The organism is Massilia sp. NBRC 108631, assembly GCF_059704565.1.
This window is the reverse complement of the sequence record NZ_BAAKJE010000075.1, coordinates 1-25,890: the sequence shown is the minus strand read 5'-3', so window position 1 is coordinate 25,890 and position 25,890 is coordinate 1. Positions and strand designations below refer to the sequence as shown.

The 25,890-nt window shown below is 65.8% G+C and carries 33 protein-coding genes and 1 tRNA gene; 13 read left to right on the top strand and 21 right to left on the bottom strand.

Annotation, left to right across the window (positions count from 1 at the left end):
* Positions 1–58: 58 nt before the first annotated feature.
* On the top strand, positions 59–637 hold the full coding sequence (locus AC6H42_RS09595; RefSeq protein WP_057158622.1) for a hypoxanthine-guanine phosphoribosyltransferase: 579 nt from the start codon (positions 59–61) through the stop codon (positions 635–637).
* 45 nt (positions 638–682) lie between these two features.
* A complete protein-coding gene (locus AC6H42_RS09590) occupies positions 683–1,285 on the top strand; it encodes a transcriptional regulator (protein ID WP_497547911.1) in 603 nt (200 codons plus the stop codon).
* Between the two features lie 10 nt (positions 1,286–1,295).
* Here the strand turns inward: AC6H42_RS09590 and AC6H42_RS09585 are convergent, their stop codons facing one another.
* The 7 genes from AC6H42_RS09585 to AC6H42_RS09555 form a co-directional block, all read right to left on the bottom strand.
* Positions 1,296–1,763 carry a helix-turn-helix domain-containing protein gene (locus AC6H42_RS09585; protein WP_057158626.1) on the bottom strand — a complete coding sequence of 156 codons (468 nt, stop codon included), beginning with the start codon at positions 1,761–1,763 and terminating at the stop codon, positions 1,296–1,298.
* 178 nt (positions 1,764–1,941) lie between these two features.
* Positions 1,942–2,355, bottom strand: a complete 414-nt coding sequence (locus AC6H42_RS09580) for a type II toxin-antitoxin system VapC family toxin (RefSeq protein WP_057158627.1) — start codon at positions 2,353–2,355, stop codon at positions 1,942–1,944.
* Positions 2,352–2,606 (bottom strand): FitA-like ribbon-helix-helix domain-containing protein, encoded by a 255-nt coding sequence (locus tag AC6H42_RS09575; RefSeq protein WP_057158629.1) that lies wholly within the window; start codon positions 2,604–2,606, stop codon positions 2,352–2,354. The genes AC6H42_RS09580 and AC6H42_RS09575 overlap by 4 nt, the downstream gene beginning before the upstream one ends.
* A gap of 191 nt (positions 2,607–2,797) precedes the next feature.
* Positions 2,798–3,751: an NAD(P)H-dependent flavin oxidoreductase gene (locus AC6H42_RS09570; protein ID WP_057158631.1), complete on the bottom strand. Its 954-nt coding sequence runs from the start codon at positions 3,749–3,751 to the stop codon at positions 2,798–2,800.
* Positions 3,752–3,831: 80 nt separating this feature from the next.
* On the bottom strand, positions 3,832–4,743 hold the full coding sequence (locus tag AC6H42_RS09565; RefSeq protein WP_057158633.1) for an MBL fold metallo-hydrolase: 912 nt from the start codon (positions 4,741–4,743) through the stop codon (positions 3,832–3,834).
* Between the two features lie 8 nt (positions 4,744–4,751).
* On the bottom strand, positions 4,752–4,967 hold the full coding sequence (locus tag AC6H42_RS09560) for a DUF1289 domain-containing protein (RefSeq protein WP_057158635.1): 216 nt from the start codon (positions 4,965–4,967) through the stop codon (positions 4,752–4,754).
* Between the two features lie 31 nt (positions 4,968–4,998).
* The gene (locus AC6H42_RS09555) at positions 4,999–5,370 is read right to left on the bottom strand and encodes a VOC family protein (RefSeq protein WP_057158637.1); all 372 of its coding nucleotides are present in this window, start codon (positions 5,368–5,370) and stop codon (positions 4,999–5,001) included.
* Between the two features lie 141 nt (positions 5,371–5,511).
* On the opposite strand from AC6H42_RS09555, the gene AC6H42_RS09550 reads away from it, so the two are divergent.
* Together AC6H42_RS09550 and AC6H42_RS09545 are read left to right on the top strand one after the other, a co-directional pair.
* Positions 5,512–5,925: a ribbon-helix-helix domain-containing protein gene (locus tag AC6H42_RS09550; RefSeq protein WP_057158639.1), complete on the top strand. Its 414-nt coding sequence runs from the start codon at positions 5,512–5,514 to the stop codon at positions 5,923–5,925.
* 28 nt (positions 5,926–5,953) lie between these two features.
* Positions 5,954–7,345 carry an extracellular catalytic domain type 1 short-chain-length polyhydroxyalkanoate depolymerase gene (locus tag AC6H42_RS09545; protein WP_229418385.1) on the top strand — a complete coding sequence of 464 codons (1,392 nt, stop codon included), beginning with the start codon at positions 5,954–5,956 and terminating at the stop codon, positions 7,343–7,345.
* Positions 7,346–7,368: 23 nt separating this feature from the next.
* Here the strand turns inward: AC6H42_RS09545 and AC6H42_RS09540 are convergent, their stop codons facing one another.
* The 3 genes from AC6H42_RS09540 to AC6H42_RS09530 are packed head-to-tail and all read right to left on the bottom strand — an operon-like array spanning position 7,369 to position 8,369.
* Positions 7,369–7,581 carry a cysteine-rich CWC family protein gene (locus AC6H42_RS09540; RefSeq protein WP_497547910.1) on the bottom strand — a complete coding sequence of 71 codons (213 nt, stop codon included), beginning with the start codon at positions 7,579–7,581 and terminating at the stop codon, positions 7,369–7,371.
* Positions 7,578–7,778 carry a zf-HC2 domain-containing protein gene (locus tag AC6H42_RS09535; RefSeq protein ID WP_057158643.1) on the bottom strand — a complete coding sequence of 67 codons (201 nt, stop codon included), beginning with the start codon at positions 7,776–7,778 and terminating at the stop codon, positions 7,578–7,580. The genes AC6H42_RS09540 and AC6H42_RS09535 overlap by 4 nt, the downstream gene beginning before the upstream one ends.
* 9 nt (positions 7,779–7,787) lie before the next feature.
* Positions 7,788–8,369 carry a sigma-70 family RNA polymerase sigma factor gene (locus tag AC6H42_RS09530; RefSeq protein ID WP_057158645.1) on the bottom strand — a complete coding sequence of 194 codons (582 nt, stop codon included), beginning with the start codon at positions 8,367–8,369 and terminating at the stop codon, positions 7,788–7,790.
* Positions 8,370–8,481: 112 nt separating this feature from the next.
* Here AC6H42_RS09530 and argB point away from each other — a divergent pair, with 112 nt between their 5' ends.
* Positions 8,482–9,408 (top strand): acetylglutamate kinase, encoded by a 927-nt coding sequence (gene argB / locus AC6H42_RS09525; RefSeq protein ID WP_057158646.1) that lies wholly within the window; start codon positions 8,482–8,484, stop codon positions 9,406–9,408.
* 43 nt (positions 9,409–9,451) lie between these two features.
* Positions 9,452–9,526 (top strand) — tRNA-Thr (locus tag AC6H42_RS09520).
* A 64-nt stretch (positions 9,527–9,590) separates the two neighbouring features.
* On the opposite strand, the gene AC6H42_RS09515 is transcribed toward AC6H42_RS09520, so the two are convergent.
* Complete coding sequence (locus AC6H42_RS09515; RefSeq protein ID WP_082552238.1) at positions 9,591–10,490, bottom strand: TraB/GumN family protein; 900 nt, start codon at positions 10,488–10,490, stop codon at positions 9,591–9,593.
* 77 nt (positions 10,491–10,567) lie between these two features.
* On the opposite strand from AC6H42_RS09515, the gene AC6H42_RS09510 reads away from it, so the two are divergent.
* From AC6H42_RS09510 to AC6H42_RS09495, 4 genes are all read left to right on the top strand, one after another.
* Positions 10,568–11,269: an HAD-IA family hydrolase gene (locus AC6H42_RS09510; protein WP_082552239.1), complete on the top strand. Its 702-nt coding sequence runs from the start codon at positions 10,568–10,570 to the stop codon at positions 11,267–11,269.
* A 40-nt stretch (positions 11,270–11,309) separates the two neighbouring features.
* Positions 11,310–11,885: a nucleoid occlusion factor SlmA gene (gene slmA / locus AC6H42_RS09505; RefSeq protein WP_497547909.1), complete on the top strand. Its 576-nt coding sequence runs from the start codon at positions 11,310–11,312 to the stop codon at positions 11,883–11,885.
* A gap of 20 nt (positions 11,886–11,905) precedes the next feature.
* Positions 11,906–13,753 (top strand): aminodeoxychorismate synthase component I, encoded by a 1,848-nt coding sequence (gene pabB, locus AC6H42_RS09500; protein WP_497547908.1) that lies wholly within the window; start codon positions 11,906–11,908, stop codon positions 13,751–13,753.
* A 97-nt stretch (positions 13,754–13,850) separates the two neighbouring features.
* Positions 13,851–14,462, top strand: coding sequence for a DUF6058 family natural product biosynthesis protein (locus AC6H42_RS09495; RefSeq protein ID WP_497547907.1), 612 nt, complete (start codon positions 13,851–13,853; stop codon positions 14,460–14,462).
* Here the strand turns inward: AC6H42_RS09495 and AC6H42_RS09490 are convergent.
* Positions 14,449–14,808, bottom strand: a complete 360-nt coding sequence (locus AC6H42_RS09490; protein WP_057158656.1) for a DUF1428 domain-containing protein — start codon at positions 14,806–14,808, stop codon at positions 14,449–14,451. The genes AC6H42_RS09495 and AC6H42_RS09490 overlap by 14 nt on opposite strands.
* Positions 14,809–14,905: 97 nt before the next feature.
* Positions 14,906–15,862 (bottom strand): transcriptional regulator FtrA, encoded by a 957-nt coding sequence (gene ftrA, locus AC6H42_RS09485; RefSeq protein ID WP_057158659.1) that lies wholly within the window; start codon positions 15,860–15,862, stop codon positions 14,906–14,908.
* A 94-nt stretch (positions 15,863–15,956) separates the two neighbouring features.
* Here ftrA and AC6H42_RS09480 point away from each other — a divergent pair, with 94 nt between their 5' ends.
* Entirely contained in the window at positions 15,957–16,367 is a 411-nt protein-coding gene (locus AC6H42_RS09480; RefSeq protein WP_057158733.1) for a rhodanese-like domain-containing protein, read from the top strand.
* Positions 16,368–16,400: 33 nt separating this feature from the next.
* On the opposite strand, the gene AC6H42_RS09475 is transcribed toward AC6H42_RS09480, so the two are convergent.
* Together AC6H42_RS09475 and AC6H42_RS09470 are read right to left on the bottom strand one after the other, a co-directional pair.
* Positions 16,401–17,651, bottom strand: coding sequence for an esterase/lipase family protein (locus tag AC6H42_RS09475; protein ID WP_057158660.1), 1,251 nt, complete (start codon positions 17,649–17,651; stop codon positions 16,401–16,403).
* A 12-nt stretch (positions 17,652–17,663) separates the two neighbouring features.
* The gene (locus AC6H42_RS09470; RefSeq protein ID WP_497547906.1) at positions 17,664–18,263 is read right to left on the bottom strand and encodes a glutathione peroxidase; all 600 of its coding nucleotides are present in this window, start codon (positions 18,261–18,263) and stop codon (positions 17,664–17,666) included.
* Between the two features lie 134 nt (positions 18,264–18,397).
* Here AC6H42_RS09470 and AC6H42_RS09465 point away from each other — a divergent pair, with 134 nt between their 5' ends.
* Both AC6H42_RS09465 and AC6H42_RS09460 read left to right on the top strand, forming a co-directional pair.
* Entirely contained in the window at positions 18,398–19,654 is a 1,257-nt protein-coding gene (locus tag AC6H42_RS09465; protein ID WP_497547905.1) for an extracellular catalytic domain type 2 short-chain-length polyhydroxyalkanoate depolymerase, read from the top strand.
* 9 nt (positions 19,655–19,663) lie between these two features.
* Positions 19,664–20,113 carry a hypothetical protein gene (locus AC6H42_RS09460; RefSeq protein ID WP_057158664.1) on the top strand — a complete coding sequence of 150 codons (450 nt, stop codon included), beginning with the start codon at positions 19,664–19,666 and terminating at the stop codon, positions 20,111–20,113.
* Here the strand turns inward: AC6H42_RS09460 and gabD are convergent.
* The 6 genes from gabD to AC6H42_RS09430 form a co-directional block, all read right to left on the bottom strand.
* A complete protein-coding gene (gene gabD / locus AC6H42_RS09455) occupies positions 20,110–21,561 on the bottom strand; it encodes an NADP-dependent succinate-semialdehyde dehydrogenase (protein ID WP_497547904.1) in 1,452 nt (483 codons plus the stop codon). The two genes, AC6H42_RS09460 and gabD, sit on opposite strands and share 4 nt — an antisense overlap.
* Positions 21,562–21,635: 74 nt before the next feature.
* Positions 21,636–22,448, bottom strand: a complete 813-nt coding sequence (locus AC6H42_RS09450) for a PPK2 family polyphosphate kinase (RefSeq protein ID WP_057158669.1) — start codon at positions 22,446–22,448, stop codon at positions 21,636–21,638.
* A gap of 46 nt (positions 22,449–22,494) precedes the next feature.
* Positions 22,495–23,448: a LysR substrate-binding domain-containing protein gene (locus tag AC6H42_RS09445; RefSeq protein ID WP_057158671.1), complete on the bottom strand. Its 954-nt coding sequence runs from the start codon at positions 23,446–23,448 to the stop codon at positions 22,495–22,497.
* Between the two features lie 25 nt (positions 23,449–23,473).
* Positions 23,474–24,259 (bottom strand): SDR family oxidoreductase, encoded by a 786-nt coding sequence (locus AC6H42_RS09440; protein WP_497547903.1) that lies wholly within the window; start codon positions 24,257–24,259, stop codon positions 23,474–23,476.
* Between the two features lie 9 nt (positions 24,260–24,268).
* Positions 24,269–25,312, bottom strand: coding sequence for an L-arabinose ABC transporter permease AraH (gene araH, locus AC6H42_RS09435; protein WP_057158673.1), 1,044 nt, complete (start codon positions 25,310–25,312; stop codon positions 24,269–24,271).
* The coding region (locus tag AC6H42_RS09430; protein ID WP_497547902.1) for an ATP-binding cassette domain-containing protein at positions 25,309–25,890 on the bottom strand (582 nt) is incomplete at its 5' end. The genes araH and AC6H42_RS09430, both read right to left, overlap by 4 nt.

Below are 25,890 nucleotides of genomic sequence, written 5' to 3'. Positions count from 1 at the left end.
CGCGGGATATGGCGGATAATAAAGACCATTCCTACCGATGTCAGAATAAGACCAGATCATGCAAGACTTTCATCACAACCGCGCCCGTGACCTGCTGAAGAACGCAGAAGAAATTTTCGACCAAGAAGCCGTGCAGACAGCCGTCAGCCGCATGGCCGGCGAGCTGAACGAACGCTTCGACCGGCCGGAAGACCAAGCCTTCCCGCTGGTGCTGGGCGTGATGGGCGGCGCGGTGGTATTCACCGGCAACCTGCTGCCGCAACTGACCTTCCCGCTTGAATTCGACTATATCCATGTGAGCCGCTATGGCGACGAGGACAAGGGTGGCGCCGTGGTGTGGAAAGTGATCCCGCGCTCCAACGTGGTGGGCCGCACCGTGATCGTGCTGGACGACATCCTGGACGAAGGCGAAACCCTGGCCCACGTGAAACAGCGCCTGCTGGACATGGGCGCGGCCGAAGTGATCCTGGCCGTGTTCTGCGACAAGGCCATCGGCAAGGTCAAGCCGGTGACGGCCGACATCGTCGGCATCACCATCCCGAACCGCTTCGTGGTCGGCTACGGCATGGACGCCTATGGCTACTGGCGCAACCTGCCGGGGCTGTGGGCCATCAACACCGACGACCTGAACGTCTAGACACGCTTCTGGACGTTCGTGCCGGGGCGAACTAAGATACCCAATATGGGTATCTTCGCCGACGTACTATTCACCAAGACGCAGCAACGGGTGCTGGCCGTGCTCTATGGCCAGCCCAACCGGTCTTTTTACGCCAACGAAATCATCGCGCTGGCCGCCTGCGGTTCCGGCGCGGTGCAGCGCGAGCTGGCCAGCCTGGAAGAATCCGGCCTGGTGCACAGCTGGCGCGCCGGCAACCAGAAGCACTACCAGGTCGACCGCGACGCCACCATCTTCGAGGAACTGCACAGCATCGTCGTGAAAACCTTCGGCGCGGGGGATTTGATCCGCGCCGCGCTGCAAGCCCAGCTGCCACAGCTGGACGCCGTTTTCATCCACGGCGACGCGGTGGCGGGCACGGTGCACGCCAGCAGCGGCATCGATCTGATGGTGATTGCGCCCCAGATCCGGCAGCTTGCACTGCGCCAGGCGCTGGGAGCGCTGACGGGCGAGCTGGGCCGCGAAGTGCGGCCGGCCTTCCACACGGCCGGGCAATTCGGCCAGCTATGGCGCAGCGGCGACGCGGCGCTGCGCGCCGTGCTGGAACAGCCCAAGATTTTCATCCAGGGCACGGAGGCCGAACTGATCAGGCTGGCCCAGCATCCCTGACGGCGTCCGTTCAGTGCGCGGCGATCTCGGGCGCGTCGTACCAGATGCCGAGCTTGTCGCCCTGCCATATCAGCAGATGAAACAGGTAGGCGTTCGCCAGCATCAGCAAGCCGCCGGCCAGCGCAGCCTCGTTGATGAGGCCGAGCAGGCAAAACACGAAACCGCTGACATGGGAAATGATTTCGATCCTGCGGGCGGCCTTCCGGGCTGGCTGGACAGCGAGCAAGTTCAGGGAGAAACAGCATTTGAGCCACAACGGCAGGCTCTCCCAGTTATGCGTATGTTTGTCGATCACGAATTTCTCCTGGTTCAAAGTTGATATCTCCACTTCGAGCGCCGCAGCCAGGCATTTCAGAGACTCGACACTGGCCTTGTGGCCGCTTTCGATCCGCTGGATGGTCCGGACGTTCAGGCCGGACATCTGAGCCAACTGCTCTTGGGATAGATTGCGGCTGAGGCGTAGTTGCTTGAGTATCATTCATGCGCTCCGGTGCTTGTGAACCTTGAGTATCCAGCGTGACCTGCCCTGTCGGTGACGAAATCTACCTGACTTTTACCCGACAGCGGGAGTTTTAGGCCAGAAACGACAACGCCAACCTGCAGGGGTTGGCGTTGCATGAGAAACTCTTGGCGGCCTGGGCGACAGCAACTGCGGATCAATCCCACGGGTTAATGACAACGATTTTGGCTGCCTCATAGGGCGCCACATCGCGCGAAGCCACCATGAACCGCCGGGAGGCAGCGATCGCGGCTATGTAACCATCTGCCGTCGGAAATGCGCGTCCGGCACCTCTGGCCGCTACCGCAAGCTCAGCATAAAACTTGGCAGCATCGGTATCGAATGGAAGTACCCGATCCCTAAACAACGCCATCAGACGGTCAAGGGCCTGGACCAATATGTCTTTACGCTTGCCTGACGGCAGTAGCCGTATTCCAAACAACAATTCAGCCAATGTCACGCTCGTCAGATACAGCGTTTCTGCGGCTTGATTGTTCAGCCAGGCACGCACGTGCGGATTGGGAGCCGGCTTCATCGCTTCAGAAACAACGTTGGTATCAAGGACGATCATTCAAACCTCGGTGGCTCAGCCGGGGATTTGTCCCTGATCTCGTTGAAAACTTCAAAATCCTCGTCGGCAAGGCCAAGCTCGCGCCCTAATGCGGCGAGAGCGTCGCCCATATGGACGCGCGTCTGCGGCTGCACTGCACTGGCCAGTATTTCGCGCACTTCAGCCTCCGTGCTACGCCCATGTTGTGCAGCCCGCATCCGCAAGGCGCGGTGCACCTCGTCGGGCAAGTTGCGTATTGTTAGCATAGCCATGACATCACCCCGGAAGCGCCTTCAATGCATTCATCGTATGCAATTGCATGCAGTACCGCAAGGAGCACTCAAGCCGAGTGATAAGACCGAACGCGACTTACTGCTGAATGCGAAGGCTTGCTGAAAGCAGCGCAGCCAAGCGGCACAATCGTGGCGCGCACTTTCTTTGACCGCTACGCCAGCAGCAATCGTTACAGGCTGAGGCGGGCCCGGGCTGCCGCGTATTCGGCCTTCAGGCGCTCCATCATCTCGGCCACGCTCGGCACGTCGTCCATCAGGCCCACGCCCTGGCCGGCGCCCCAGATGTCGCGCCAGGCCTTGGCGCTGCCGGAGCCGAAACTCATCTTGCTCTTGTCCGATTCCGGCAACGCGTCCGGGTCCAGGCCGGCATTGACGATGGATTTCTTCAGGTAGTTGCCGTGCACGCCGGTGAACAGGTTGGTGTAGACGATGTCCGCCGCCGCCGACTCGACGATGGCGTCGCGGTATGCGTCGGTCACGTTCGATTCCTGCGTGGCCAGCCAGCGCGAGCCGATGTAGGCGAAATCGGCGCCCATGGCTTGCGCGGCCAGGATGGCGTCGCCGGTGGCGATCGAGCCGGACAGGGCGATCGGGCCTTTGAAGAACTTGCGCACCTCGCCCACCAGCGCGAACGGGGACAGGGTGCCTGCGTGGCCGCCGGCGCCGCTGGCCACCAGGATCAGGCCGTCCACGCCCGCTTCCAGCGCCTTTTGCGCGTGGCGGATCGACACCACATCGTGCAGCACGATGCCGCCGTAGCTGTGGATGGCGTCCATCATCTCCTTCGGCGGCGCGCGCAGCGAGGAGATGATGATGGGTACCTGGTGCTGCACGCATACTTCCACGTCATGCGCCAGGCGGTCGTTCGACTGGTGCACGATCTGGTTGACGGCAATCGGGCCGACGCGCTTGCCCGGATTGGCGGCCTGGAACTCGGCCAGCTCGGCTTGCAGCTCGGTCAGCCAGGTGTCCAGCAGCTCGGCCGGCCGCGCGTTGAGCGCCGGGAAGGAGCCGACGATGCCGGCCTTGCACTGCGCCGCCACCAGTTTCGGGCCGCTGGCGATGAACATCGGCGAGGCGATGACGGGAAGGGTCAGGTTTTGCAGCACGGTAGGCAAGGCCATGTCGGACTCCGAATGATATGGTTGAAAACGATCAATCCATTATAAAACGAAAAAAGTACGATCGTGCGATAACTTCGCCTCTAGCCGTCGTTGAGTAAGTACCCACTCTCGATGCGGGCGCTGCAGGCCCGCACCAGCTGCCTGATAGTCCACTCGGCCGTTTCTTCCGGCGTCTTGTCCAGGTAGCGCCGGGAGGCGGCCTGGATGATGGGCAGCGAGGCGAACAGCGCAGGCAGCTCGTCCAGCGCCATGCGCTGGCGCTCCAGCAGCAGGAACTTGAGCAGCACCTTGACGGCGTATTCGGCGTTGCGTACCGGGTTGCCGGACAGGAAATCGAGGCGGGTGCGGGCGCGTTTCAGCGCCGCCGCCACGTCGGTGAACACGGCCCCGTGGCCCGGGATGACGGTGCGCACGTCCAGCGAGGCGATCAGGTCCAGCGTGGCACGTTCCTCGATGAAGCCGGACTCGCCGTCCAGCTCGGGGAAAATCACGCCGAAGCCGTTCTGCCACAGCGCGTCGGCCGAGATCAGGATGGCTTCCTGGGGGCAGTACAGCAGCAGCGAGTGCGCATCGTGGCCGGGCGCGCCCATCACCTGCCATTCCAGGTCGGCCATGGTGAGCTTGTCGCCCGGTGTGAGCACGCCGTCCGCGTTGAAGCGCTGGCATTGCTGGCCGGTGGCTTTGAAGCTGAGCTTTTCCTCGTCCCAGTGCCGCACATTGTCCAGCTCGGAAACCGGCACCAGGGTTTCGCTGCCATAGTGCGCCTGCAGGACGGCGTTGCCGCCGCAGTGGTCGGAATGCAGGTGGGTGTTGACGATGCGGTCCAGGCGGCGGCCCTTGAGGGCGTGGCGCACCAGATCCAGCGTTTGCGGCGCGTGGATCAGGTAGCCGCTGTCGACCAGCGTGGTCTCGTGGCGGCCCAGCATGAGCACGTTGTTGGACGAGAGCCAGCCACGTTCGAAGACGTGGACATTATCGGGCAATGCTTTCATTGTTACGTCTACTCAAAATCGATCAGCTGCTCGCGGCGGCGGATTTCGGCCCACACGGTGCGCTTGAAATCGTCGTCGGCGCGCGACCACTGGACGATCTCATCGATGGTGCGCATGCAGCCTTCGCAATAACCGGTGTCGCGGTTCATTTTGCACAGGCTGACGCAGGGGGATGGCACCGGGGAGGCCAGTTCGGGCGTGCCGGTGGGATTTTCAGTGCTCATTGCGCAGTTTTACGGGAAGAATGTGCGCATTTTACCGCGCCAGGCGTTCGACCAGTTCAATCCGGTTGCCAAAGGGGTCGAAGATGGTGGCGCGCAGTGCGCCCGGCACCGGCTCGTCGAAGCCGCCGTCCAGGCCGCGCTGCTTCAATTCCGCGAGATAGCCGGCCAGGTCGTCCACCAGCAGGGCGGGGTGGGCTTTCTTTGCCGGCAGGAAGTTGCTTTCTCCGCCCAGATGGATCTGCTGCTTGCCGGCGGCGAACCAGCAGCCGCCGCGCACGGCCAGGTTGGCCGGCTTTTCCAGCTCCTGCATGCCCAGAACATTGCCATAAAAATCACGCGCTGCATCTTCCGCGCCGACCGGGAGGGCCACCTGCACGTGGTCGAGTCCAATTATTTTTGCCATGGTTTTGCCGAGGTTTACCTATGTGAACATCCCTCAACCATACTCCAAGCCCGGAAAAGGCGCTTGCAATTAGAAGGTTCGGCCCTATACTACCATCCAGGTGGATGGCACACAGATGCCATCCGGAAGGAACAGGAGACTATGGCAACGCAAGAACTGAGATTGAAAACAAGCGATTCGGAAAAGATCACGATCAACCTGGGGCCGATCGACCTCGGGCAAATCGATTTGCTGGTGCAGGAAGGGTTCTACGCCAACCGCACCGATCTGATCCGCACCGCGATCCGCAACCAGCTGGCGCAGCATGCCGACGTGGTGAAGCAGACCGTCGCGCGCAAGAGCCTGGTACTGGGTATGCAGCACTACAGCCGGCAGGACCTGGAGCAGTTGCAGGCGGCCGGCGAGCGCTTGCGCATCCATGTGCTGGGACTGGCCAGCATTGCCAACGACGTGTCGGTGGAACTGGCACTGGCGACCATAGAATCGATATTCGTGCTGGGTGCATTGCACGCCAGCGCCGTATTGAAAACCGCGCTTGCAGGGCGCATTCATTAGCGCCGATTTGGCGCTTGAGGGGCAGGACATGAAATTGAATCATCAACTATTCAGCCAGATGCGAGCGGCCACGCAGCAATTGTTCGGTAAAGGACCAGGCAAGGGGGCGGCGGCGGCCACCGCCGCGATCCAGCAGGCGCTGGCCGGTCTGAACCTGGGCAGCCGCCGGCCCCAATCCGCGCCGGGAGCAGCGCCCGAAGCGCCGCCGATGCGCGACATCAATCCCCCCCCCGGCGCCGCGCGCGCCGACGCCACGCACGGCAGCGGCGCGGCGCCGCATGCCGATGCAGCAAGCTTTGCGCAGCCTTCGCGCAGTGGAGGCCAGCACGCTGGCCCACGCGGCGCTCACGCGGAAACCGAAGCAGCAGCGGGCCAGGCCTGGACGCCGCCGGCCATGCCGCAGATGCCGCCCAATGCGCAAGCTTTCGTCGAAGACTTGCTGGGCCAGCTGGGCGTCAATGGCGGCAAGCTGCCGCAAGGACTGGACCTCGGCAATTTCGAGATGCCGGATTTCGACCTGCCCGGCATGAAGGGCGGCAAACCGGCGCCGCTGCCGGAAGGGGCGCAATTCATCAGCGGCAGCTACACCAACCATGCCGGCACGCGCGGCTACAAGCTGTACATCCCCAGCACCTATCATGGCCAGGCCATGCCGCTGCTGGTGATGCTGCACGGCTGTACCCAGGATCCTGACGATTTCGCGGCCGGCACCCAGATGAACGCCGTGGCGGAGGAGAAGCAGTGCTTCGTGGTGTATCCCGCGCAGTCGCAGCAAGCCAACAACCACAAGTGCTGGAATTGGTTCAATGCGCTCGACCAGCAGCGCGGCCAGGGCGAACCGTCCATCATTGCCGGCATTGCGCAACAGGTGATCGCCGACTATCCGGTCGATGAACGCCAGGTATACGTGGCCGGCCTGTCGGCGGGCGGCGCGATGGCCGTGATCGCCGGCACGCTGTACCCGGACCTGTTCGCGGCCGTGGGTGTGCATTCGGGCCTGCCGTACGCGTCGGCGCAGGATCTGCCTTCGGCGCTGAGCGCCATGAAGCGCGGCGCATCGGGCAATGTAAACAAGGCGGCGCACACCGAGGGCGCCAGCCCGCCCATCATCGTGTTCCATGGCGACCAGGACCACACGGTCCATCCGCGCAACGGCGAGCAGGTGATGGAGCAGAAGCTGCGCGCGCACGGCCTGGCGCAGGCCAGGGCGGAAGCCGATGCGGGCAGCGTGCCGAATGGGCACCGCTACACCGTGACCACGCACCGTCACGAGGACGGCACGCCGCTGGGCGAGCATTGGGTGGTGCATGGCGCGGGCCATGCGTGGTCGGGCGGCAGTGCGGCGGGCAGCTATACCGACGGCAAAGGGCCGGACGCGAGCAGGGAGATGATGCGGTTTTTCCGTACCGTGGCAGGATAGGCGTTTGCCGCGGCGCTGGCGGGTTACGCTCCGCTAAGCCGCCCTGCGGTGGCGGCGCGGGCTTCACGCTCGGCGATGTGCTGCTTCAGGCACGCGGGGCACCAGCATGTGAGGTCCGTGCTGACGTCGGGCACGGGTACGGCCGGCGGCATGGCGGTGCACCAGCATGGGCCGCCATCGTTGCCGTCCACCATGGCGCAGCTGAAGGCAGCGCCGCAGCGCTTGCATACGCTCAAGGCTCGTCCCCGGGAAACACGCGCATGGCTTTGCGCAGGGTATCCATCTGGTTGTTGAAGCGGGTGCAGGCGCCGCACACCATCAGGTGCAGGCGCATGCGCGTGCGCTCGACCAGCGACAGTTCCCGGTCCATGCCTTCGGATACCAGGCGGTGCACTTCCCTGCAAGTTGGCTTCAGGCCGTCCTGACTCATCATCTCTCCGCTTTATCCCCGTGCGCCGAACCAGTTCAAGTCCAGGCATTCGCGCAGGCGCAAACGCGCCCGGTACAGCAGCACCCAGGCATTAGCCGAAGTAATCGTCAATTCCTTACAAATTTCTTCCGTCTCCAGTTCCAGCCACTCGCGCATCATGAATATGCGCGCATTCTTGGCGGGCAGCTTTTCCAGGCACACCTCCAACACCTTGAAAAAGTCCTTCTGCTCCAGTGTGCGGTCGGGATCGCCCCACTGGCGCGGCATGTCCACCGTATGGCCGTCGGCGGCGAACAGCGCGTCGATGGCATCGTCCTCGGACTGGTCCTCGGCAGTGTCGATCTGGCGTTCGCGGGTGGAAGCGCGCAGGTTGTCGATGATTTTGTACTTCAGGATGCCGGTGACATAGGTGCGCAGAGACGACTGGCCCTGAAAGCGTTCGGGCTGTTCCAGCACCGCGATCAGCGTGTCCTGCACCGCGTCTTCCGCCAGCGCCTGATTCCGCAATTGCAACAGTGCGAAGCGGACGAGCTGGGGCCGCATAGCCTCGAGCTGGCTATGGAGTGGTTGGGTGGTTGGCACGGTAGGATCCATTTTGGCCCAGCCTAGCGGAACGTCCCGGAAATTACAACAGCAAAAGGCCCTATAATGCGTGCTGGAAGCCAGCTTTTGACTTAAAATCGCTCACCTTTTTACCGGATTCGCCATGACCCAACTCACCAACCTGAACCTGGCCGTACCCCCTGACGACCTGACTGCGGTCTCGCCCGCAATCAAGGCACAGATCCTGGCCGAGGCGCTGCCCTACATCCGTAATTTCCATGGCAAGACCATCGTCATCAAATACGGCGGCAACGCGATGACCGACGAGCGCCTGAAACACGGCTTCGCGCGCGATGTGATCCTGTTGAAACTGGTGGGCATGAATCCGGTGGTGGTGCACGGCGGCGGTCCGCAGATCGACAACGCGCTCAAGAAAATCGGCAAGCAAGGCACCTTCGTGCAGGGCATGCGCATCACCGACGAAGAAACCATGGAAGTGGTGGAGTGGGTGCTGGGCGGCGAAGTGCAGCAGGACATCGTGATGCTGATTAACCACTACGGTGGCCAGGCAGTGGGCCTGACCGGCAAGGACGGCGGCTTGATCCGCGCGCGCAAGATGGCCATGCCCGACCGCGAGAATCCGGGCCAGTTCCTGGACATCGGCTTCGTCGGCGAGATCGACGCGATCAACCCGGCGGTGGTGAAAGCGCTGCAGGACGACGCCTTCATTCCAATTATTTCGCCGATCGGCTTCGGCCAGGATGGCCAGGCTTACAACATCAACGCCGACGTGGTGGCGGGCAAGATCGCGGAAATCCTGAAAGCCGAAAAGCTGATCATGATGACCAATATCGCCGGCGTGCAGGACAAGAACGGCAACCTGGTGACCGACCTGTCGGCGCGCGAGATCGACGAGATGTTCGCCGACGGCACCATCTCCGGCGGCATGCTGCCTAAAATTTCGTCAGCGCTGGACGCGGCGAAGTCCGGCGTGAACACGGTGCACATCATCGATGGCCGCATCGAGCATTCTTTGTTGCTCGAAGTCTTGACGGAACAGGCTTTTGGCACTATGATCCGGTCTCACTAAAGTTTTGGCGGTGCTGAAGACCACTTGCACCGCCGATGTGTATGCCCTTGTAGCTCAGTGGTAGAGCACTCCCTTGGTAAGGGAGAGGCCACGTGTTCAATCCACGTCAAGGGCACCATCCTTTCCTGCAGCACCCTCCCGTAGCACATCTCCTGCAGTACATCTCCTGCAGTACATCTCCCTTAGTAAATCCGCTCCACCGCAACGCCGCGCTGCTTCAGCAATTCCGGAACGCTGCCCGTGCCCACCAGGTGCAGGATGCCGATCGCCACCAGACTGTTCTTTTCGCGCGCCATCAGTTTCACCACATTGTCCGCCAGCGCGGGATTGCGCCCGTCCAGCAGCACCTTCTGCACGAAGCGGCCCGAGAAACTGTCGTCGCCGGCAGCCTTGCGCGCCAGCGCGTCCAGCGCGGCGACGTCGGCGTTGCGCCAGGCATTGGCGATCTCGCGCGCCTGCGCGGCCTGCTCCTGGTCCTCGATGGCGGCGATGCCTTCCTGCAGGAACAGCGACTGTTCGGCCATGGTCATGCGGTTGAACAGCGCCATCTGGCCCGCCACCGACTCCAGTTCCACCACGCGCAGCTTGCGCGCGCGCGCCTGCTGCGACAGCCAGGCGTCCACCGCCAGGCCGGCCTCATAACCCTGCGCGGCGAATTCGCTGACGGTGAGCAGGCTGGCCAGCATCCAGGGCTTCATCGCCGCCACCGCCTCGTCGGCGATGGCGTAGCGGCGCAGCAGGCGCTCCAGGCGCGGCCGGTACGGCGCGGGCAGCTCGGCGGCGGCCGGGCCGCGGCCGCGCTGGTAGAGCCCGTGCTCGCGCACCGCGTGGCCGATCTTGGCAGGGTCGCCCAGCGGATCGACTTCCAGCGCCAGCACCGTGGCCTGCTGCAAAGCCTGCATCACGCGCGGCTCGAGCGGATAGAAATCGGCCGCACCGACATGGATGGTGCCAAACAGGTAAGCTGTATGTCCGCCCTGCTCCAGCTTGAACAGCGCGCCGCGGTTGGGGACGGCGATTTGCGGCGCCGGCGCCTCCGCCTGGGCCAGCCCAAAGGCCAGCAGGAAGAGACTGCAAAACATCACTATAATCTGGCGTCGCATGTTTACCTTTTGTACTGAGCTTAGCTGTGAATAATAAACCTTCCACCAGGGCACCTGTGTGGCTGTTTGATCTGGACAATACGCTGCACAACGCGTCGCATGCCATTTTCCCGGCCATTACCGCCAACATGAACGCCTACATCGCGCGCGTGCTGGGCAAGGAAGGCACGCCGGCCGGCGCGGATGAGGTCAACGCAGCGCGCAAGCTGTACTGGCAGCGCTACGGCGCTACCCTGCTGGGCCTGGTGAAGCACCACGGCGTACGCTCCGAGCACTTCCTGCACGAGACCCACAACATGCCCGGCCTGGCGCACATGATACGGGCCGAGAAGGGCCTGGGCCGTTTGCTGCGCGCCCTGCCCGGCCGCAAGGTCTTGCTGACCAACGCGCCGCACCGCTATTCCGCCATGGTGCTGCGGCACATGGGGCTGCACCGCCACTTCTCGCACCACATCGCGATCGAATCGATGCGCGTGCACCGCCAGCTGCGGCCCAAGCCATCGCGCCTGATGCTGCGCAAGCTGATGCGTAAACAGGGCCTGACGCCGGGCCGCTGCATCCTGGTGGAGGACACGCTGGCCAACTTGCGTACCGCGCACGGCATGGGCATGCGCACCGCGTGGGTGACGCAATACCTGAAAATGGCCGACCCTATCGGCGCGGCCCACGTGCCGAAAAGACTTATTCGCCCCGCTTGGGTCGATGTCAAAGTAAAATCCGTAAGGCATCTGCCTGCGCGCCTGTCCCGGTTGCGCTGACTCTTTTTCATCCCGCTTTCTTACCAACCGTCGAGATCCCATGGCAAGCACACCGCCAGGCCAACGCAGGCAACAAATTCTGGAAGCTCTGGCCGAGATGCTGGAGCAGCCCAAAGGCGACAAGATCACCACCGCCGCGCTGGCCCGTAAACTGGAATTTTCAGAAGCGGCCCTGTACCGCCATTTCGCCAGCAAGGCGCAAATGTTCGAAGGGCTGATCGAGTTTATCGAGGCCACCGTGTTCGGCCTGATCAACCAGATCGCGGAACGCGAGGAGGACGGCATGGCGCAGGCACGCGGCATCGTCGGCATGCTGCTGCAGTTCGCCAGCAGCAATCCGGGCATGACGCGGGTGCTGATCGGCGACGCGCTGGTGAACGAGGACGAGCGCCTGCAGCAGCGCATGAACCAGTTTTATGACCGCGTGGAGCTGGCGCTCAAGCAGGCCTTGCGCCTGGCAGCCAGCACCGGCCATGGCCACGAGGCCGACGTCGCCGCACGCGCGGCCATGCTGGTAAGCTATGTGGCGGGCCGCTGGCACCGCTACGCCAAGAGCGGCTTCAGGCTGAATCCGGCGCAGGACGCGGCGTTGCAGATCTCCCTGCTGCTGAGCTGAGTAAGGGAACGGGCAAGAACATGCGTATTGAACCGAGTGTGCAGTGCTTCGCATTGCTGGACGATGCCAGCCCGGACGGCATGGCCACGGCGCGCTCGCGCCTGTACACCAGCCATGCTGCCACCTTGCGCTGCCACGACCTGGCCGGCTGGCACCGCATCCTCGAGCAGATGGAGACCGCGCTGGGCAACGGCCAGCATGCAGTCACCTTGTGCGCCTACGAGCTGGGTGCGCATATCGCCGGCATGCCGGCGCAGCAGCAGCAGCAGCAGCAGCAGCCCGGCGCGCCGCTGGCGCAGATCCTGATCTTCAACCGTTGCGACCTGCTGTCGCAAGCCGAAGTGGCGGCCTGGCTGGCCGCCTGCTCGGAAGCCGACGAAACGCCGGCCGGCATCGCCGGCGTGCGCGCCAATGTCGGCCAGGACCAATTTACCGATGCCATCAACCGCATCCGCGAGTACATTGCGGCGGGCGACACCTACCAGGTGAACTACACCTACCGCCTGCGCTTCGACACCTTCGGCTCCATCTTCGGCCTGTACGAACGCCTGCGCGCGCGCCAGCCGGTGCCCTACGGCGCATTGGTGGCGCTGGAGGACGGCACGGCGGTGCTGTCGCTGTCGCCCGAACTGTTCGTGCGCCACGCCGACGGCGAACTGACCGCACGCCCGATGAAGGGCACGGCCCCCGCAGCGGCGGGCAACGACGAGGCCGAGAACGCGCAGCGCGCGGCGGCGCTGGCGGCGGACGCCAAGAACCGCGCGGAAAACCTGATGATCGTGGACCTGCTGCGCAACGACATAGGCCGCATCGCGCAGACCGGCACGGTGGAAGTGCCGGCGCTGTTCGAAGTGCGGCGCTACAGCAGCGTGCTGCAGATGACCTCCACCGTGCGCGCCAGGCTGCGCGACGGCGTGGACATGGCCGGCATCTTCCACGCGCTCTATCCCTGCGGCTCCATCACGGGCGCCCCCAAACGCCGCACCATGGAGATCATCGCGGAACTGGAGCCGGCGCCGCGCGGCCTGTACACCGGCGCCATCGGCTGGTTCCAGCCGTCCGACCACGGCGTGGGCGACTTTTGCCTGTCGGTGCCGATCCGCACCCTGGCGCTGCAAGCGCCGGTGAATGGCGTCCGGGCCGGAGAAATGGGCGTTGGCGCCGGCATCGTCTACGACAGCGAAGCGAACGACGAATTCGCAGAGTGCCAGCTGAAGGCGCGCTTCCTGACCGGCCTGACCAACGATTTCGAACTGTTCGAAACCATGTATGCCACGCGCGAACAAGGTGCGCGCAATCTTGAGCGGCATTTGCAGCGCCTGTCCGCATCCGCGCGCTACTTCGGCTTCGCCTACAACGACGGCGCCGCGCGCGCCTACGTCGCCATGGCCTGCAATATGATGGCGCCCGCCACGCCAACGCGCTTGCGCCTGGCGCTGAACCAGGCCGGCGCTTTCGCCGTGCAGCAAGGCGTGCTGGCGCCGCTGGCCGAGCCGGTGCGCGTGCTGCTGTCCGACGACGCCACCGACAGCGGCGACCTGTTCCTGCGCCACAAGACCAACCTGCGCGCCCGCTACGACGCCGCCTGGCGCGCGGCCGAGGCGCAGGGCGCATTCGACATGCTGTTCTTCAATGAGCGCGGCGAGTTGGCCGAAGGCGGCCGCAGCAGCGTGTTCGTCAAGCTGGATGGCCGCTGGTACACGCCACCGCTGGCAAGCGGCCTGCTGCCCGGCGTGATGCGCGCGGCCATGCTGGACGATCCGGCCTGGAACGCCAGCGAACGCGTAATCACGCGCGCCATGCTGGCGCAGGCCGAAGACATCATGATCTGCAACGCCCTGCGCGGCGCGGTGCGCGCGGTCCTGTAAGCGCTCCCTGTAAGCATTCCTCGTTTCGCCGCAGCCCGAAGCGAGGCTGCAGCCGCCGCCGTACAGTGAGCGCCATCGATCACTGCGCGGAACAAACATGGAACTGATACGCTACCTGGAAACAAATTATCTCAGCGAGGAACAGTTGCTCTCGGCAAGCGGCCTGGACGCGGCCGGACTGATGGACCTGCAAGCGCGCAAGCTGATGCCGCGGCCTTCTTACACGCTGCAACTGGGTGTCGCCTGCGATTCCTGTTTCGGCGCGCATACGGAACAAAGCGGCGCGCGCTACTACGCGCAAGGCTGCGTAGCGTGGATCGGCGCGGTGCGCGCGCTGGCGCACGAAGAGGATGGCTTCAGGCTGTTTGCCGGGCGCTATCTGGCACGGCTGGAAGCGCTGGGCGGCGCGGCGCACCGGCCGGACCTGCGCGACGAATGGCGCCACTTCCTGAACGGCACCTACGGGCTGTGCACGCGCTCCGGACTGCCGGAGGACATCGCGGCCAAGGAGCTGGCCGCCGCCACCATCCGCAGCCTGTCGGCGGACGGCGTGGCCGAGCTGACAGGTGCGCAGCACGAGCGGCTGGTGGCGGCCATAGCCCTGCTGGACCTGGCCAGCTCGCCATTCGCCCCGCATGAACGCGCGCGCAGCTCGCGACACACACTAATCGACACGCTGCGTGCGCAGCTGGCCGCTACAAATCGATGATCATCTCGAAGCCGCCCCAGAACATGCGCTTGCCGTCGAACGGCAAGCTCTCCGGCTTCATCCAGTCGGCCAGGCGGGGGTCCTTCATCACCTTCTCGTTGACCTCGTCCCGCTTGGCGCGGGACTCATAAATAATCCACGAGAACACCACCGTTTCGCCCTCCTCCAGCTTCACGGCTTGCGGGAACGAAGTGTGCTCGCCCGGCTTCACATCGTCGCCCACGCACTCGCGATATTCGAGCGCGCCATACTCGCGCCAGATGGCGCCGCAAGCGTTGGACATCTTCTTGTACGCGTCCATATTGTTCAACGGTACCGGCAAAACAAATCCATCGACATAAGGCATGGCTGTCTCCTTCGGGGGGTTGTGAACTTCCCAGATTAGGCCAAGCCCGCGTGCAACACAAGGCGCGCACGATAGCGCGGGATCAAAGGCGGTGCGGCTAAACGATGGCAGCGAAGCGGCGGCGGTAGGCGCCGGGGCTGGTGGCGGCAAGGCGGCGGAAGTGGTGGCGCAGCGACTCTTCGGAACCGAAGCCGGCGCGCTCGGCCACTTGCGCCAAGGGCACATCGGCCGCTTCCAGCAGGTCCTTGGCGATGGCGATGCGTTCGCGCGTGAGCCATTCGGCCGGCCCCATGCCGGTTGCATCCTGGAACTGGCGTTGCAGGGTGCGCGCGCTCATGGCCGCTTGCGCGGCCATCGATTTGACGGTGTGCGGCTGGGCCGGGTTGGCGCGCAGCCAGTCCATCAGGCGCGACAGGCGGCCCTGCTCGTCGTGCGCCATGGGGCGCGGCAGGAACTGGGCCTGGCCCCCCTCCCGGTGCGGCGCCACCACCAGGCGCTGCGCCACCAGGTTGCCGACGCGCGCGCCGTGGTCGCGCCGCACCAGGTGCAGCAGCATATCGATGCCGGCGGCGGAGCCGGCCGAGGTGATGATTTGGCCCTGGTCGACGTACAGGTCGTCCGGCCGCACCACCACGCGCGGGTGGCGGCGCGCCAGGCGCTCGGTATAGCGCCAGTGGGTGGTGGCGCGCAGGCCGTCCAGCACCCCGGCGGCGGCCAGCACAAACACGCCGGAGCAGATCGAGCACAGGCGCGCGCCGCGCGCATGGGCGGCGCGGATGGCGTCCAGCAGCGCTGGCGGCGGCGCTTCGTCGGCATCGCGCCAGCCGGGGATGACGATGGTGTCGGCCAGCGCCAGCAGTTCCGGCTGGTAAGGCGCCTGCACGGTGATGCCGCCCGCTGCGCGGATGGGGCCGGGCTCCACTGCGCACACCTTGAAGTCGTACCAGTCCACGCCCAGTTCAGGGCGCTCCAGCGCGAACAGTTCGACCACGCAGCCGAACTCGAAGGTGCACAGCCGGTCATAGGCCAGCGCGACGACAAGATGCTTTCTCATGGCGCAATCTTACTGCATATTGGCATATGCGCCACTGCCGGGCGCCGCCGGCAACTTCGATAATGGCCTCACCGCAACCAACAAGGAGTCCGTTATGTCGTTCGTCACCGAAACCGCCGCCGCCCCCAGCCGGCTCGCCCTGGCGCATTTTGAAGCGCAATTCAGATTCGAAACCGACTGCTGGGACGTGCACGACGCGCTCAGTACCGGGAAGCAGGATTTCGTACTGCTGGACGTGCGCGGCAGCGAAAAATACGCAGCCGGCCATGTGCCGGGCGCGGTGGACCTGGCGCACCGCAAGATCATCGGCTCGAAGATGGCGGCCTACCCGGACGGCACCTTGTTCGTGGTCTATTGCGCCGGGCCGCACTGCAACGGCGCCGCGCGGGCCGCCATCCGCCTGGCCAGGCTGGGCCTGCCCGTCAAACTGATGACAGGCGGCATCACCGGATGGCTGGATGAAGGTTTTTCGCTGGAGCGCTCCGCCCTCCCCGCCGCCGCGTAATTCCATGCGGGCCGCAGGGAGCCCACAACAAGACTACAGCCAGGCCAGCAGATGCATGGCGACTTGCGGGGCGTCCAGCAGTTCCATGTGGTTGACGCCGTACACGGTCGCCTGCCGTTCGGCGGGGATGTCGAGGCTGCGCTGCGGGTCAGGGTGCCGGCCGAGGGCGCTGGCCAGGGGGACCAGGCCGTCGCCCGCCAGCCGGCCGCTGAGCTGGTCCGCATCCTTGCCGATGGTGGCGGCGACGGCGTAGCAGGCCACGCCGGCTGGCAGCGGCACCGGTGCCGGCGGCGCGCCGCCGTGGGCAAAACGGTCGCGGCCGGCCCAGTCATCATCCAGCAAGCTGCCGTGGCGCAGGTCGGTGATGCCGGCGCTGCGCAGCTTGGCCAAGCGGGTGAAGGGCGCGGTGTAGGGCGTGAGTTCGGTCAGCAGGTGCACCCAGTTGCCGCCGCGCTCCAGCGGCGCGCCGTGGTGCGGCGAACCGAGGAAGACCAGCTTGCTCAGCCGCGCCAGCCAGCGGTGGCCGGCCTGCGCGCCGTAGTGACAGGCGCTGCGCGCCACCAGGCCGCCCATGCTGTGGCCGACGATCACCAGTTCTGCCACCGGCACTGGCCATTGCGCCAGCAGCGCTTCCAGCTTGTGGGCGAATTCGTCGCCGTTTTCGGAGATGTGGCGGCCGGTGTTGTAATGCAAATAGACGGGCGTATAGCCCCGTTCGCGCTCCAGCAGGGCGCCGTGGTCGTGGCTGTTGCGCCGCCATTGCAAGTCGTTCATGCACAGGCCGTGCGCCAGCACCAGGACACGGCTGCTCCACGCAGTTGCAGCCGCGCCCGGAGCGTCCGGCAAGGCCAGGAGCACGCCGGCGCGGCGCAACTGCATGGGGATGGCGAGAGGATTGTTGTCGCGCGCAAGCTGGTCGCCCAGCACGCCGTTCAGCGCGGCCAGGACGGCTTCCCGCCCGGACCAGCCGCTACGCTCGCCCAGCAGGGGCTGCAGGCGCGCCAGGGTGCGCTCCAGGCCGCCGCCGGCCAGTCCGGCCACGCCGCGCACGCTGCGGTAGACCAGCGCGCTTGCCCGCGCCAGCGGCCGGCCCACAGGCGCGGCGATATTGCCCAGCACGGCCATGTGCAGCGTCTCCGCCAGCTCGGCCACGCCGCCTACCGCGCTTGCCGCCAGGCGGGTTGCGCCGATCAGGTCGGCCACGCGGGACGATCCGGACGGCGCCACGGGCCGGACACGCGCCGCCGGGGCTGCCTTGGCCGGCTTGGCTGGCTTGGCGGCCATGGCGCGGGCCGCTTAGCCGCCCAGCGCCTTTTCCACCGCGCCGACCAGCTGCTTGTCTTCCGGCGTGACCTTGCTCGGGAAGCTCTCCACCACTTTGCCGTTGCGATCGATCAGGTACTTGTGGAAGTTCCAGACCGGGCTCTTGCCGGTGGCTTTGATCAGGCTGGCGTACAAGGGATTGGCGGCCGTGCCGGACACCACTGTCTTGGCGAACATCGGGAACTTCACGCCATAGGTGTTGTAGCACAGGTCGGCAATTTCCTTGGCCGAACCCGGTTCCTGCTTGCCGAAGTCGTTCGACGGGAAGCCCAGCACCACCAGGCCCTTGCCGCTGTATTTGCCGTACAGCGCTTCCAGCCCCTCGTACTGCTTGGTGTAGCCGCAATAGCTGGCGGTATTGACCACCAGAATCACTTTGCCGGCGTACTGGCACAGGTCCTGCGGCGCCTCGTCCTGCAGGCGGTTGAACGACTGTTTCAGGATGGCCGGGCAGCTGGCGGCCGGTGCTGCAGCCGGCGCGGCGGCGGGAGCCGCCGGTTGCGCAGCGGCGGCAACGCATGCGAGCAGTCCCAGCGAGGACACAAAGGCGAAGGCGGCAGGTTTCTTGGACATGGTGGGTGCGCAATCTGATAAAAAAATCCATTCTATGCCAAAGCCATAAGCGCCGCACTATTGATGCAGATTAAACCCATGCCTGCGCCGCGCCAGCAAAATGGCCGTCTACTTTGCCATCGACGAGCTTTCCCATGCATCGCCTCCCCCGCTCACGCCGCGTATTGCACGTGGCGGTCCTGCTGGCACTGATCGGCATCGCGCTGCTACTGCTGCCGCTGCGCGCCCAGTTGCCCGGACTGCCGGCCATGCAGGCCTCCGACGTGTCGGTGTCGGGCCTGTCCTCCGGCGGCTACATGGCGGTCCAGTATGGCGTAGCCTATTCCGCCAGCGTGAAGGGGGCAGGCGTGGTGGCGGGCGGTCCCTACAGCTGCTCGCGCGGCAGCGTGGACACCGCCACCACCCTGTGCAGCTGCACCGGCCTCGGCATGTGCCGGGTCAGCCCCGGCGGCACCAATGTGGCCGCGCTGGCCGCCCTCACCGAGCAATATGCCGCCGCCCGCAGCATCGATCCGGTTTCCAACCTTGCCGGCCAGCGCATCTGGCTGTTTTCCGGCACCGCCGACACCGTCGTGCCGCAAGCGGTCATGAACGACCTGCACGGCTACTACCGGCGCTTCATGGGGGCCGACAACATCAGCTACCGCAAGGACGTTGCCGCCCAGCATGCCATGCCCACCGACAGCGCCGGCAACGCCTGCGCCAGCCTGGGCTCGCCCTACATCAACAACTGCGGCGTCGACGCCGCCGGCCAGCTGCTGCAGTGGATTTACCCCGGCCTGGCGCCGCGCAGCGCCAGCGCCCCGGCCGGCCGCTTGCTGGAATTCGACCAGGGCCAATACCTGGCCGACCCCACCGCGCACGGCATGGCCGCCAGCGGCTTCCTGTACATCCCGCCCGCCTGCGACGGCGGCGGCAGCCAGGGCTGCAAGCTGCACGTGGCTTTCCACGGCTGCAAGCAGGACGCGCGCAGCATCGGCGATAAATTCATCCGCGACACCGGCTACCTGCGCTGGGCCGACAGCAACCGCATCCTGGTGCTGTTCCCGCAAGCGGCGCCGGTATTTCCGCTGGCCAACCCGAACGCCTGCTGGGACTGGTTCAACTACGACGACGCCAATTTCGCCCGCAAGAACGGCCGCCAGATGGCTGCCGTGAAGGCCATGGCGGACCGGCTGACCGGCGGCGGCGCCGCGCCGCCGCCGCCCGGCGACGCGGTCTGCTTCACCGCCAGCAATCCCGACCATGTGCTCGCCGGCCGCGCCTACGAGCGTTTCTTCTTCGCGTATGCGCAGGGATCAGGCCAGAGCATGGGCCTGAACAGCCTGTTCGTGCGCACCACGCTGCGGCGCACCGCGCCCAGCCATTTCGTCGTAGGCAGTTGCCCATAGGAGATCGCCATGTTTCCCCTGTTCTGGAATCTATCGCCGCAGTTTTTCCTGCCGTGGAGCGGCAGTGTAAGGCAGGACATCGAGCTGGACCGGTTTTTCAACGCGATCCCGCGCTCGGCCGGCGATGGCGACATCGAGGAAGCGGCGTTCAAGCGCGCGTCCTATGGCAGCCAGCTGGGCTGGATCACGGAAGTGCTGCTGGAAACCATGAAGGATGTGCCGGCGGACGAGAAAAGTCCGCTCGGCAAGCTGCGCCTGGCCAACGCCGACATCCAGCGCATGAAGCTGCAGCGACGCTACCTGGCGCCGGGAGAGCTGAGCGGCGAACTGATCGCCGACTATCTGCGCACGCTGCGCACCCAGGACCGCGCGCGCTATGAAGCGGTAAGCCAGCAGTTGCTGCACTTGCTGCAGCCGGCGGCGAGCGCCGCGCCCGCCACCGTCATGCCGGACGCTTAAATGCCGCCCAGGCAGATGTACTTGATGACCAGGTAGTCTTCCATGCCGTACACCGACCCTTCGCGGCCCAGGCCGGATTGCTTGACGCCGCCGAAGGGCGCGATTTCATTGGAAATCAAGCCGGTGTTCACGCCCACCATGCCCGATTCCAGTCCTTCCGCCACGCGCCAGATGCGGCCGATGTCGCGCGAGTAGAAATAGCTGGCCAGGCCGAACTCGGTGCTGTTGGCCAGCGCCACGGCTTCGTCGTCGGTGTGGAAACGGAACAGCGGCGCCAGCGGGCCGAAGGTTTCCTCGTCGGACACGCGCATGGTCGGCGTCACGTCGGCGATCACGGTCGGCTCGAAGAAGCTGTGGCCCAGCGCGTGGCGCTTGCCGCCCAACAACAGGCGGCCGCCCTTGGCCAGCGCGTCGGCCACGTGCTCTTCCACCTTCTGCACGGCCTTGCCGTCGATCAGCGGGCCTTGCGTCACGCCCGGCTCGGTGCCCGCGCCCACTTTCAGCTTGGACACGGCCGCCACGAACTTCTCGGCGAAGGCTTCATACACGCCGTCCTGCACGTAGATGCGGTTGGCGCAGACGCAAGTCTGGCCGGCGTTGCGGTACTTGGAGGCGATGGCGCCTTCCACCGCCGCGTCCAGGTCGGCGTCGTCGAACACGATGAAGGGCGCGTTGCCGCCCAGCTCCAGCGACAATTTCTTGATCGTGGGCGCGCACTGCTCCATCAGCAGGCGGCCCACCCCGGTCGAGCCGGTGAAGGTCAGCTTGCGCACGATGGGGTTGCCGGTCATTTCAGCGCCGATTTCACGCGGCGAACCGGTCACCACGCTGAACACCCCCGGCGGCACGCCGGCGCGCTCGGCCAGCACGGCCAGCGCCAGCGCCGAGAACGGCGTCGCTTCGGCCGGCTTCAGCACCATGGGGCAGCCCGCCGCCAGCGCCGGGCCGGCCTTGCGGGTGATCATGGCGGCCGGGAAGTTCCACGGCGTGATGGCGGCGCATACGCCGATCGGCTCCTTGGTGACGATCAGGCGGCGGTCCGGCCATGGCGACGCCAGGGTGTCGCCGGCGACGCGCTTGCCCTCTTCGGCGAACCATTCGATGAAGGAGGCGCCGAAGATCACCTCGCCCTTGGACTCGGCCAGCGGCTTGCCCTGCTCGGTGGTCATCAGCAGTGCCAGGTCGTCCACGTTCTCCACGATCAGGTCGGACCATTTGCGCAGCACGGCGGCGCGCTCCTTGGCGGTTTTCTTGCGCCAGGCCGGCCAGGCGGCGTTGGCCGCTTCGATGGCACGGCGCGTTTCGGCGGCGCCGCAGTCCGGAATGGTGCCGATCTGTTCGCCGTTGGCGGGGTTGGTCACTGCGTGCGTCTTGCCGCTGTCGGCATCGGTCCACTCGCCGTTGATGTAGGCTTGCTGGCGCAGCAGGGTGGGATCTTTCAATTGCATAGCGGGTCTCCGTGCATAGTGAATATCATTGCCTACTATGCCACAGAGCCGGCGCGCGTGCAGGAAGCCGGCGCTTACTTGATCTTCAGCGCCAGCAGGGCCGGGTCGGGCTTGGGCCAGGCCAGCTTCAGGCTATCCAGCGTCTCCAGCAGCAGCGAGGCGATGGCCAGGTTGCGGTGCGGCTTGGAGTCGGCCGGAACCACGTACCAGGGCGCGTGATCGGCGTCAGTGGCCCGCATGGCGTCCTCGTAGGCGCGCTGGAACGCGGTCCACTTCTTGCGCTGCTCGAAATCGGCCGGGTCCAGCTTCCACTGCTTGGCAGGGTCGTCCAGGCGCGCCTGCAGCCGCGCGCGCTGCTCGTCCTTGGAGATGTGCAGGAAGACCTTGATGATGGTGGTGCCGGTTTCGGCCAGCATGCGCTCGAAATCGCGGATATGGGCGTAGCGGCGCTTGCATTCCTTGGCGTCTACCATGCCCAGCACGCGGGTGATCAGCACATCCTCGTAGTGGCTGCGGTTGAACACCACCATCTCCCCTTTGGCGGGCGCTTGGCGGTGCACGCGCCACAGGAAGTCGTGGCCGGCCTCGATCTCCGTCGGCGCCTTGAAGGACACGGCACGCAAGCCGACCGGGTTGATGGCGCCGAACAGGCTGCGGATGGCGCCGTCCTTGCCGGAAGTGTCCATGCCCTGCAGCACCAGCAGCACCTTGTGCTTGCCCTGCGCGTGCAGCATGGGCTGCAGTTCGGCGATGCGCTCCAGCAGGCGCTGGGCGGCGTCCTTGGTGTCCTGCTTGTCCGCATTTCCCTTGTCCAGGGGCTGGCGCGCGGCGTCGGCATCGCGCAGCTTCACATCGGTGGCAAGACGAAAAAGTTCGCGGGCTTTCATGGCGAGGCCTCTTTATGCTGAAGCCGCCAGACTAGCAGATCGGCGCTCAGGTCCGCGCCGGATAGCGCAGCGCGGCCACTTCGCGCACGGTGGCCAGCATGGCCTCGGCGCCCGGCGACAGCTGGTGCTGGCGGCGCGTGACGATCCCATACAAATCCATGCGCAGGCCCAGCTCATACGGCAGCACCACCAGCAGCCCCGCGTCCAGATAGGGCCGCACCAGCTCCTCCGGCAAGGCCGCCACCATGCGGCTGCCGCTGAGCAGGTTGGTCACCACCGGCAGCGCCAGCGTCTCCACCGTTTCCGACGGCGGCTCCAGGCCCTGCGACAGGAACAGGGCGGTGAGGCGGTCGCGCAGGATGCTGCCGGCCGGCGGCAGGACCCAGCCTTCGCGCGACAAATCCGCCAGCTGCAGGTCCTTGCGGCCGGCCAGCGGATGGCCCGCGCCGGCGATCACGCTGTGCGGTTCGTCCGTCAGCGGCTCGAAATTCAGTTCGGCGGTCAGCGCCGTGTCCAGGATGCGGCCGATCACCAGGTCCAGTTCGCCGGCGCGCAGGCGCTCCGCCAGCACCTTGCTGGTGTCGACCGTGATGGCCACCTGCAAGCGCGCGTTGCGGCTCTTGATCAATTTCACGGCGTCCGTCACCAGCCCAGCCGACGGTGTCAGCACGGTGCCCAGCGCCACCCGGCCGCTCAAGCCGGACAGCAGCTCCATCACTTCCTGGTGGGCCGCGTCCATCTCGGCCAGCGCCGCGCTGGCGCGCCGTATCATCACTTCGCCGTACCAGGTCGGCACCACGCCGCGCGGCAGGCGCTCGAATAGCTGGACGTTGAGGGCGTGTTCAAGCTCGCCCAGCAGCTTGGAAGCGGCGGGTTGCGTCAGGTTGGCGGCTTGTGCGGCGTGCAGGATGGAGCCATGCCGGCCCAGTTCTACCAACAGAACCAGGTGGCGCGTCTTCAGGTGTGAACGGACAAATCGGTCGGAGCGTGGATCGGGCATGCAGGCCTATGGCGGCAAAAAGTCATCAGTCATGATAGATCTGTGACCTTCCACCGTCAATCAGGATGTCCGTGGCGTTGATAAAACGGGCCTCGTCGCTGGCCAGGAACAACGCCGTGTAAGCCACTTCGCGCGGTTCGCCGATGCGCCGGCAAGGCAGCAGGGCCGCCTGCCTGGCGCGTTCGGCCTGCGGGTCGGGGCAGGAATCCAGCCAGGCCACGACGTTCTCCGTCATGACCAGGCCCGGTGAAATCGAGTTTACGCGGATGCCGCGCGCGGCGTACTCAATCCCCAGCGAGCGGGTAAGGCCGATCAGCGCGTGCTTGGCCACCGGGTAGGGGAAGGAGCCCGGGATGATCTTGTGGCCGTGCACCGAGGCGATGTTGACCACGCTGCCGCCGCCCTGCGCCAGCATGTGCGGCAGCGCAGCACGGGTGGCGTTCCAGGCGCCTTCCAGGTCCACCGCAAAGCAGCGCTGCCACTGGTCTTCGCTCATTTCCAGCGGGTCGGTGAACATATTCATGCCCGCGTTGTTTACGACAATATCGATGCGGCCGAAGCGGGCCACCGCCTGCCCGGCCAGCGCCTGCATGGCGGCCTTGTCGGACACGTCGCCCTGCACGAACAGCGTGCGCGCCGGATCCAGCTGCGCGCGCATGGCGGCGGCGGCATCGTCGTCGCGGTGGCTGTTGAGCACCACCAGCGCGCCCTCCTGCGCGAACAGGCGCGCCACCGCCGCTCCGATGCCCAGCGTGGAGCCGGTGACGATGGCGACCTTGTCCTGGACCCTGCCCTGTATGCGGGAAGCCATGGCCGCCGCTTAGTCGCGGTGGCCGCTGGCGCCGCGCGTCTTGAGCTGGTCCAGCAGCACGGCGGCCAGCAGGATCAGGCCGCGCACCAGGTACTGGTAGAACGCGTCCACGTTCATCAGGTTCATGACGTTTTCCACGGTGCCCATGATCAGCACGCCCACCAGCACGCCGATGATGCGCGCTTTGCCGCCCTGCAGGGATACGCCGCCCAGCACGCAGGCCGAAATCACATCGAGCTCGAAACCCTGCGCCGCGTTGGGCTGGCCGCTGGTGATGCGCGAGGCCAGGATAAGGCCCGCCATCGCGGTGACCAGGCCTTGCAGCAGGAAGATCCATACGCGCAGCTTCTCCACCTTCACCCCCGCCAGGCGCGCCGCCTCCGGGTTGCCGCCCACGGCCAGCGTGTTGCGGCCGAACACGGTGTGGTTCAGCAGCACGCCGAAGATCAGGAAGCAGGCCGCCACCACCAGCACCGGCAACGGCATGCCGAACACGCGCGCGTCGCCGAAACTGATGAAGGTTTCATCGGCGATGCCCACCGCCTGGCCTTGCGAGGCGATGAAGGCCAGGCCGCGCACCATCAGCATGGTGGCCAGCGTGGCGATCAGCGCGTTGATGCGCAGGTAGGCGATCAGCACGCCGTTGCCGGCGCCGATCAGGGCGCCGGCCAGCAGGCCGCCGCCGACGGCGACCACCACGCTGCCGGTGCGTTCCAGCAGCATGGCGCCCAGCACGCCGGAGAAGGCGATGGTGGAGCCGACCGACAGGTCGAAGTCGCGCGAGGCCAGGCACAACATCATGGTGCAGGCCACCATGCCGATCTGCGCCACCGACAGCATCAGGCCGACCACGTTCCCGGCCGAGAAGAAGTTTTCAACCGTCAGCGCCAGCACGGTGAACAGGGCGATGTACAGCAGGGGCATGCTGTAGTCGGCCAGCCAGGCGTGCTTGCGGTGGCTGGCTGCGACGGCAGGCGCGGCAGCGGTGGCTGGAGCTGCCGCGGAGGCTGGCGCATCCGGCGCGGCGGATGGGGGGGAACTGAGGCTGTTCATTGCAAACTCCGGGATGGGGTGTTGTCGGTGGTGTCCACTGCGTCGGGCAGCGCCAGGCGCAGCACGGCGGTTTCGCTGGCGTCGGCGCGGGACAGTTCGCCGCTGATGCGGCCTTCGCGCATGACCAGCACGCGGTCGGCCACGCCCAGCACTTCCGGCAGGTCGCTGGAGATGACGATGACGCAGCAGCCGCGTTCGGCCACTTCATGGATGATGCGGTAGATCTCGTTGCGCGCGCCGACGTCGATGCCGCGCGTGGGCTCGTCCAGGATCAGCACTTTCAGGTCCGGCTCGGCCAGCCAGCGCGCCAGGATCACCTTCTGCTGGTTGCCGCCGGAGAGCAGGCGGATTTCCTGCTCGCGGCTGGGGGTCTTGATGCGCAGGCGGCGGATGAAATCGTCGGCCCGCGCCGCCTCCTGCTTGTGGCGCAGGAACAGGCCGCCCAGCAGGTTGTTGCGGCGGCAGCTGATGTTGATGTTCTCGGCCACCGAGGCGCGCGCCAGGATGCCCTGTTCCTTGCGGTCCTCCGGGCACAGCACGATGCCGGCCGCGATGGCGGCCGACGGGCCGCCGGCGGG